Annotated in this window: 6 protein-coding genes and 1 pseudogene; 3 read left to right on the top strand and 4 right to left on the bottom strand. The window is 63.9% G+C overall.

Annotation, left to right across the window (positions count from 1 at the left end; genetic code table 11):
- Positions 1-647: 647 nt before the first annotated feature.
- Positions 648-2,084: an IS1182 family transposase gene (locus tag MKK50_RS08520; protein WP_499021738.1), complete on the bottom strand. Its 1,437-nt coding sequence runs from the start codon at positions 2,082-2,084 to the stop codon at positions 648-650.
- A 156-nt stretch (positions 2,085-2,240) separates the two neighbouring features.
- Complete coding sequence (locus tag MKK50_RS08515) at positions 2,241-2,690, bottom strand: MarR family winged helix-turn-helix transcriptional regulator (protein ID WP_499021737.1); 450 nt, start codon at positions 2,688-2,690, stop codon at positions 2,241-2,243.
- Positions 2,691-2,919: 229 nt separating this feature from the next.
- Between MKK50_RS08515 and MKK50_RS08510 the strand changes: the two genes are divergently transcribed.
- The 3 genes from MKK50_RS08510 (at position 2,920) to msrA (ending at position 6,833) form a co-directional block, all read left to right on the top strand.
- The gene (locus MKK50_RS08510; RefSeq protein WP_499021735.1) at positions 2,920-3,201 is read left to right on the top strand and encodes a hypothetical protein; all 282 of its coding nucleotides are present in this window, start codon (positions 2,920-2,922) and stop codon (positions 3,199-3,201) included.
- Positions 3,202-3,582: 381 nt separating this feature from the next.
- The gene (locus MKK50_RS08505) at positions 3,583-5,940 is read left to right on the top strand and encodes a 2Fe-2S iron-sulfur cluster-binding protein (RefSeq protein WP_499021733.1); all 2,358 of its coding nucleotides are present in this window, start codon (positions 3,583-3,585) and stop codon (positions 5,938-5,940) included.
- A 374-nt stretch (positions 5,941-6,314) separates the two neighbouring features.
- Positions 6,315-6,833 carry a peptide-methionine (S)-S-oxide reductase MsrA gene (gene msrA, locus MKK50_RS08500; RefSeq protein WP_499021731.1) on the top strand — a complete coding sequence of 173 codons (519 nt, stop codon included), beginning with the start codon at positions 6,315-6,317 and terminating at the stop codon, positions 6,831-6,833.
- A 54-nt stretch (positions 6,834-6,887) separates the two neighbouring features.
- On the opposite strand, the gene MKK50_RS08495 is transcribed toward msrA, so the two are convergent.
- A complete protein-coding gene (locus MKK50_RS08495; RefSeq protein ID WP_499021740.1) occupies positions 6,888-7,097 on the bottom strand; it encodes a hypothetical protein in 210 nt (69 codons plus the stop codon).
- 333 nt (positions 7,098-7,430) lie between these two features.
- Positions 7,431-7,751, bottom strand: a pseudogene (locus MKK50_RS08490) (transposase); the annotation flags it as partial.

The raw sequence follows: 7,751 nt of genomic DNA, 5'->3' as shown, positions 1-7,751 counted from the left end.
CGGCTATCAGTCGCCTGCGCCCGAGGTCGTCATCTGGCCAACCGAACCGAGCGGCTCAGGGCCGCTCGCTCACCCCGCCATCGTCACGCGACCGACGATGCACTAACTTCGAACCTGGGCCACCGAATGGGGGCAGGCCAGAGGGACGACGTCCTTTCCAATTTGGCCTTCAGCATCCCCATCACGAAAGCATCATCAGTACCCACACAGTCTCCTTTCCATGGTTTCCCACTTCGTTGGGGTGCCAAACGACGTTCGACGTCGCTCAGACCCTTCAAACTGGTTCGCGCTGAGCGTGAGCTTTTTGACATCCTAAATTCCTAAAGATGGATGGATGCCTCGCCCTTCAACCGCTCCACGAACTAAAATGTGACCTTCGCTTTTTGCCTTGTAGGAGCATGCGCAAGGTTGCCGTCCAGAATGGGGGTTATGGGCGAGCGTCGCCCCTTCCAGAGGGCGAATGTCTGCTTCTTCAATCTGAAATCTGAAATGCGGACAGGCTGCAATCCACCCAACCCGGCCGTGGACCTCTACCCAATAGCCTGAAAGCGGACCTTCCCAAGGCCTGCAAAGGGTGGAGGCTGTGTGAGAACGCGGTTGGGTGTGTCGGCGCGGATTGGTGACGGGGTGCGAGGTGCCGCGTGCCCTCACGCCCGCAGGGCGGTGAGGAGAGGCCCGGTTCCGAGGATCGCCATGACCCGCTTCAGATTGTAGGCCAGGACCTGCAGGCACATCTCGGTGGCCACGTTTCTCAACCGTCGCATCCGGAAGTGCGTCGCCCCCATCCAGCCTTTGAGCGTCCCGAACACGTGCTCGACCGTCTGGCGCCGCGTGCGCATCGCATGAGGATCCGCGTCGAGCCGGCGCTGTACGGCTTCCAAGACAGCCTCGTGCTCCCACCGCGTCACCCGCCGCTCCTTGGCCGGCGTGCAGCGTGCCTTGATCGCGCAGTCGTGGCAGGCCGTCGTCCAGTAGCGGCGTAGCGTCAGTCCGCCCTCCAGGTTCGTGTAACGGTACGAGAGCCGCTCGCCGGCCGGACACCGGTAGGCGTCCGCCTCTGGCTCGTAGACGAAGTCTTGTTTGCCGAAGCGCCCCTCCGCCTTGGCGCCCGAGGTCAGCGGCTTGGGCAGCGTCACCGCGATGCCGGCCTGCTCGCAGGCCAGGATCTCCTCGCCCGAGAAGTAGCCCCGGTCGGCCAGCACGCTGAGCCCTTCATGCCCGGTCGCCACCTGGCCCTGGCGGCTCATGTGCGCCAGCTGGGTGCGGTCGTGCCCGACGTTGGTCACCTCATGCGCGACGATCAGATGATGCTCGGTGTCGACGACCGCCTGCACGTTATAGCCGACCATCCCCGTGCCCTTACCGCTCGTGGCCATCGCCCGCGCGTCCGGGTCTGTCAGCGAGATCTGCCGGTCGGGGGCAGCCTCGACGAGCGTCTCCATCGCCTGCAACTCGCGCATTCGCGTCCGCAGGGCGTCCAGACGCTCGGCGATGCGCACCTTGCGCACGCGCGCGACCTCGTCTTCCTGGCGGTCGGCGGTGTCGAGGGCGGCGAGATAGCGTGCGATGCTCGCCTCGACCTGCTCGATGCGGCGCCGGACCGCGGCTGGGGTGAAGTTGCGATCACGGGCGTTCACCGCTTTGAAGCGGCTGCCGTCCAGCGCCACGACACCACCGGCCAGGAGGCCGAGTTGGCGACACAGCACCACGAACTGGCGGCAGGCGGCTTGGATCGCAGGACCGTTGTCGCGCCGGAAGTCGGCGATGGTCTTGAAGTCTGGGGCGAGGCGGCCGGTCAGCCACATCAGCTCGACGTTGCGGCCGGCCTCGCGCTCCAGGCGGCGGCTGGAGGCGACTTGGTGGAGATAGCCGTAGAGGTAGATCTTCAGCAGTGTCGCGGGATGGTAGCCGGGCCGGCCCGTCGTGGCCGGCACCACGCCGTCAAAACCCAGAGCCGCGAAATCGAGTTCGTCGACGAATGCATCGACGACGCGCACCGGATTGTCCTCGGATACGTAATCGTCCAGCCGGTTCGGCAGAAGCGTGACTTGATGGCGATCAGCACCACAAACAAAACGCGCCATAGCCGCCTCCGCCGTCCCGCAGAGACTATCAGAACAGCAGCGTTTTCACACAGCCTCGGTGGAAAGCGGACCCTGGCGCTTCGCCCAGAAGCAGACGTTCCGGTTCCGACCCGATCACATATACAAGGACCTCAGCGTCGGTCCCGCAGCTTGAACTTATGCCGAGAGGGCCTTCACAGCTACTCGAAAGGCGTCCTGATCGACCCGGCCGAGTTGCTTGACTGTGGCATCCTGCGCGCCCTGCCAAAGGGGATACGCTTTGTCGAGGAGCGCTCGTCCCTCATCGCTGAGCACGACGCGCCTGATCCGGCGATCCTCGACATCAGCCAGGATCGAGAGAAGTCCGCGACGCTCCAGCGGCTTCAGGTTGGCCGTAACGGTAGTCCGATCCGTGGCTAAGAACTGCGCCAACGCACTGATCGTAGGCGGTTCCTCGCGAACGAGCATCATCAGCAACGTGAACTGCCAGTTCGACAGCCCTGTCGGGCGAAGGGCAGCATCGTACCGACGTCCAACGGCACGTGCCGCCTTCTGCGCTGCAAAACTGAGGCAGGCCTGCTCGACGGATGCCGCTATCGTCGGGGTAAGGAGAGGCCTCTGCGCCATGGTTCCCACCTAAGAAAGTTGATACCAACCATATGGGCCTCCGCTGGTGCTGCCAAGGATCTGGGCCAGTCCCAAAAAGCCTCGCCAATCAGAGTTGGTATCAACGCATGTGCGCCACCGCACTGCCGCATCGACATATACGTTTATATCAACTCTATCGCAACTAGCCAAGGTACCTGGTTCCAGGAACCCGCGCTAGCCGACAGCCCACTTGATGAGGAGAACTCCGATGACCTTTCGTTCCACCCTAGTTGCCGTCGCCATCGCTGCCGGTTTCGCCACTCCTGCCGCCGCTCAGGATCATCGGACTTTCGAAGCATGGGGGCATACTTATACTGTGCCGGTCGTGATCAGAGCACCGCGGCAGGACACTATCCTCGCCACTGGGTCGAGTGCCCCCAAACGTACCTACGTCTCCGGCAATGCCCTGATAGAGAACGAGACCAACGCGCCGGTCGAAGCGACTCCGACGATCAACGTCTGGGGTGCCCGGTTCGACGCGGCTCGCTGAGCCGCAACGGAGGGTCGGCGTCCATACAGCGACGGCCCTGCTCACGCGAGGCTGTTTTGCGGGGTGACGATGGACGAAACCCTCGAGTTTCGACAGGCGCGCCATACCCCCCTGATCGAGCCATCGATGAGTAACCCGCGCACCAACCGGCTTGCTCGCGACGAGGATCGTTGATTTAGATTACTATTATAATTTATAGCGCATCCGCATGACATCGTGTCCGAGTGCCGTCCGGCTCGGCGATTTTGCTCTCCGGCAAGGGTGATTGTCCCAATGAAGCTCGAAGATCATCCCACCGTCAGGCATTACCGCGAGATGGAGCGGACGGGGACGATCCCGGAACGGAGGTCGTTTGGTGCCGAAGAGTTGAAGGCACTTGCCTTGAAGTGTGGCGCGGACGACGTTGGCTTCATCGGCATCGACCGAGCCGAACTCGAACCCCAGCACGATGAGATCCTGCGCCACTATCCGTGGACGCGCTCGCTGCTGAGCATTGTCGTCAAGATGGCCCAGGCACCGGTTCGCGGGACGCCGCGGTCGGTCGCCAACCTCGAATTCCATCGTGCCGGCCACGATACCAACGCGGTCTGTGCCGAGATCGTCGCGCGTCTCCAGGAGAGGGGCATCCGAGCGGTGAACCCTTCGATGGGCTTCCCGATGGAGATGGACCAGAACCCCGGGAACGCCATCTGGATCGTGGCTCACAAGCCCGTGGCGGTCGCGGCGGGCATGGGCCGGATGGGCATCCACCGCAACGTGATCCATCCGAAGTTCGGGAACTTCATCCTGCTGGGTACGGTCCTGCTCGACCAGGAGGTCGACGTCACGGACGAGGCCATCGACTACAACCCCTGCCTCGATTGCAAGCTCTGCGTCGCGGCCTGCCCGGTCGGTGCGATCAAGGTCGATGCCCCGTTCGACTTCCAGGCCTGCTTCACCCACAACTACCGCGAATTCCTGGGCGGCTTCACCGACTGGGTGGAGCAGATCGCGGATGCCAAGGACGCTCTTGACTACCGCCGGCGGGTGAACGAGCCCGAGACGGCCTCCATGTGGCAGAGCCTGACCTACGGCGCGAACTACAAGTCCGCCTACTGCATCGCCGTATGCCCGGCTGGCGAGGACGTGATCGGCAGCTACCTGAAGGACAAGGCCGCCCATCGCCGGGACATCCTGAAGCCGCTCCAGGATCGGCCGGAGCCGGTCTACGTCGTGGCCGGGACCGACGCTGAAGCCATCGCCCGGCGCAAGTGGAAGCATAAGACGGTGAAGCCGGTGGGCAACGGCATGACGCCGCGCACCATCTCGGGTCTCCTGACCTTCATGCCCATCGTGTTCCAGCCGGCGCAGGCGCATGGGCTCGATGCCGTGTACCACTTCACCTTCACGGGCGCCGAGAATCGCAAGGCGACGGTCACGGTGCGGGATGGCAAGATCGCCGTCCGCGACGGCTTGGTCGACAAGCCCGACCTCCGGGTGACCGCCGATGCGAAGACGTGGCTTGGGTTCCTCGCGAAGGAAAGGAGCTTGGTCTGGGCGTTCGCCCGGCGAAAAATCCGCGTGTCAGGCGACCCGCGCCTCCTGCTGGCCTTCGGCAAGTGCTTCCCGTCCCCGGAAATCCGGCGCAGGGATGTCGAGATCCTCCCGGTGACCTCCCTCCTGCGGCCGGCGATCACGACCTACGAGAAGAATGACGAGATGACCGGCAAGGTCCGGTGGTCGGGCAAGTTGAAGCTCAGCGAGGTCGAGCGGGTCACCGATGAGGTCAGCACGTTCCGATTCGTCGAACCGGGCGGCGGCGAGATCCCGTTCCGCCACGTCGCCGGGCAGTACCTGACACTGGAATGCGTTCGCCAAGGCATCCCGGTCCGACGGTCCTACACCATCGCCTCATCTCCGACGTGGCGGGACCGCGTGGAGATCACCGTCAAGCGCGAGACGCACGGCACCGTTTCCCGTTGGCTCCACGACGACGTGCAGCCGGGCGACCGGATCAAGATCGAGGCACCGAGCGGCACCTTCGTATTCTCAGGCACCGAATGGCCGACCGTCGTCCTGATCGGCGGCGGAGTCGGGATCACGCCGATGATGAGCAGCGTGCGCTACCTCACCGAGACGGAGTGGCCCGGGACGATCTACCTGCTGCTGAGCTTCCGAAGCCCAAAGGACTTTATCTTCGAGCGTGAGATCGAGAGCCTGACCCGCCGAAACCCGAGACTGCGCGTCGCCGTCGCGATGACGGCGCCCGAGCCGGAGGGCTGGGAGGGTCATACGGGGCACATTGATGCCCGCTTCATCACGGCGGCCGTTCCCGACATCGCCCTGCATCGTGCCCACATCTGCGGGCCGACGCCTATGATGGATGCGGCCAAGGGCATTCTACTCGACCTGGGGGTGCCGGCCGGTCAGGTCAGGACTGAGGCTTTTGGCACCGACCAGCGCGATCCCACGAGGAAGGCCGCCAAGTCCGAAAAGGTCGTCGGTGAAGTCAGGTTCCTTGGCTCTGGCAAGACGGCCAAGGCCAGGGAAGGCGAGACGCTGCTCGACGTGGCCGCCGGAGTGAACGTTCAAATCGACAGCGCCTGCCGCTCCGGATCCTGCGGAACATGCATGGTGAAGCTGAAGACTGGCAACGTCCAAATGTCGGTGGAGGACGCACTCGGCGAGGACGACAAGGCGGATGGCTACATCCTCGCTTGCCAAGCCAGGCCAGACGGTAACGTCGAGTTGGAAGCATGACACCGGACGTCGGCGGATCATTGCTCCAGCCGGCGTCTGCTCAGACCCTATGGCCATGAAAGAGCAGCCGGGATGCCTTGCACCCGTTCCGGTCGTGGGTCGATGACCCACCAACCAAGCCGCAAGCGGACGTTTGCAGCTTCTGCAAAGGGTCGCATGCGGCGGTTCAGGTCCTGCGAACTGGTGGTCGGCTCATGGCGCGAAGCCTCGTTCGGCGCACGGATGCTGAACAGCGGCCTTCCACCTTCAGCTAACCTTGGAGGCCAGGGGGAGCTGGTCCATCGTCCCACATTGCGAATGGATACGGGGCCGCAGGGCAAAACGGCGCCGCGGACCCCATCTGACGGGAAACCGACGGCTCACGGAGAAGCGATATGGGTAGCGAGAGGGCGGTGCTGGCGGGCGGCTGCTTCTGGGGCATGCAGGACCTGATCCGTCGCCAGGAAGGTGTGCTGGCAACCCGTGTCGGCTATACGGGTGGCGACGTGCCGGATGCCACCTATCGAAACCACGGGACGCATGCCGAGGGCATCGAGATCGTCTTTGATCCGGCCAGGACGAGTTGCCGGCGCATCCTAGAGTTATTCTTCCAGATCCACGACCCCACTACTCCGAACCGGCAGGGCAACGACCGGGGCCTCAGCTACCGGTCGGCAATCTTCTACGTCGACGACGAACAGCGTCGGGTCGCGGAGGCCACCCACGCCGACATCGACGCATCCGGTCTGTGGCCGGGAAAGGTGGTTACCGAGGTGGCGCCGGCAGGACCCTTCTGGGAGGCCGAGCCGGAGCACCCAGACTATCTTGAGCGTCGGCCGGACGGCTATACCTGCCACTTCGTTCGCCCGAACTGGGTTCTGCCGGCCCGGGTGCCTGCGACACAGGACACTTGAGCCCGACCAACAAGATTGGTCAGTGAACGGCCGATGTCTTTCCGGATCTCGCGCCTACCGGAGAGTGGGCGTCTCGCCGGGCTTTAGATGACGGTCCCCGCCATCCGGGCCGCCGGGCGAGACGTGGTCGTTCAGGCGGTCCAGGTGCTCGAACACGTGTTCGAAGGCTGCGGTGACTGCTTGCTCGAAGGAGCCGTCGCCTCTGCCCTGGGCCGCCCTTAGGGCATCGAGCAGCCCGCGGTGCTTGTCGGTGCCGGTGGACATGGCGTTCCTTTTTGCCCGGGCCTGTCCCGGGGTCGAGGGGAAGCCCCGGCCGCCGACGGCGGTTCCAGATATCGCGATTCTGAAGTGATCCACGCTCGACGTTTCCATTTCACCTCTCCGGAGAACTGCTGGATACGCCACAACGACCCCACGATGGACCGGTGCGACCCTGGACCCCCGGGAGGACACGTAACTTTGAAGCCTAGGCTCCGGCTTCGGGGAACCTCTTAAACGCTCCACTATTGCTGCCACGACACAGTGGAGCAAAAGCATGGCAATGAGCAGCACCCCGCGTACTCACCAGACCCGCAACAACACTAGAGCCGGATCTGCTCATTCTGAAACGGCCAAGTCGGTTTCGTATCCAGCAGCCTCGATGTAGTTCCGGCACTCGGTCGCGGTGAAGTGCTTGAGCGTCTCGCGGATGGCTGCGTGGAGGTCGTCGACGGTGCGAGCGGCAGCGGTTCGCAGCCGGCCTTTCAGTTTGGCGAAGGCTTGCTCGATGGGATTGCAGTTCGGGCTGTAGGGCGGAAGGTAGAGCAGCCACACGCCGGCTTTGGCCAAGCGCTGTCAGATGCCGGCGACCTTGTGAGCAGGCAGGTTGTCGAGGATGAGCGTGTCGCCCGGCCGCAGCTTGGGCACGAGCACCTGCTC

Source organism: Methylobacterium sp. J-043, assembly GCF_022829505.1.
Taxonomy (GTDB): domain Bacteria; phylum Pseudomonadota; class Alphaproteobacteria; order Rhizobiales; family Beijerinckiaceae; genus Methylobacterium; species Methylobacterium extorquens_A.
This window is presented reverse-complemented; position numbering and strand designations above follow the sequence as displayed.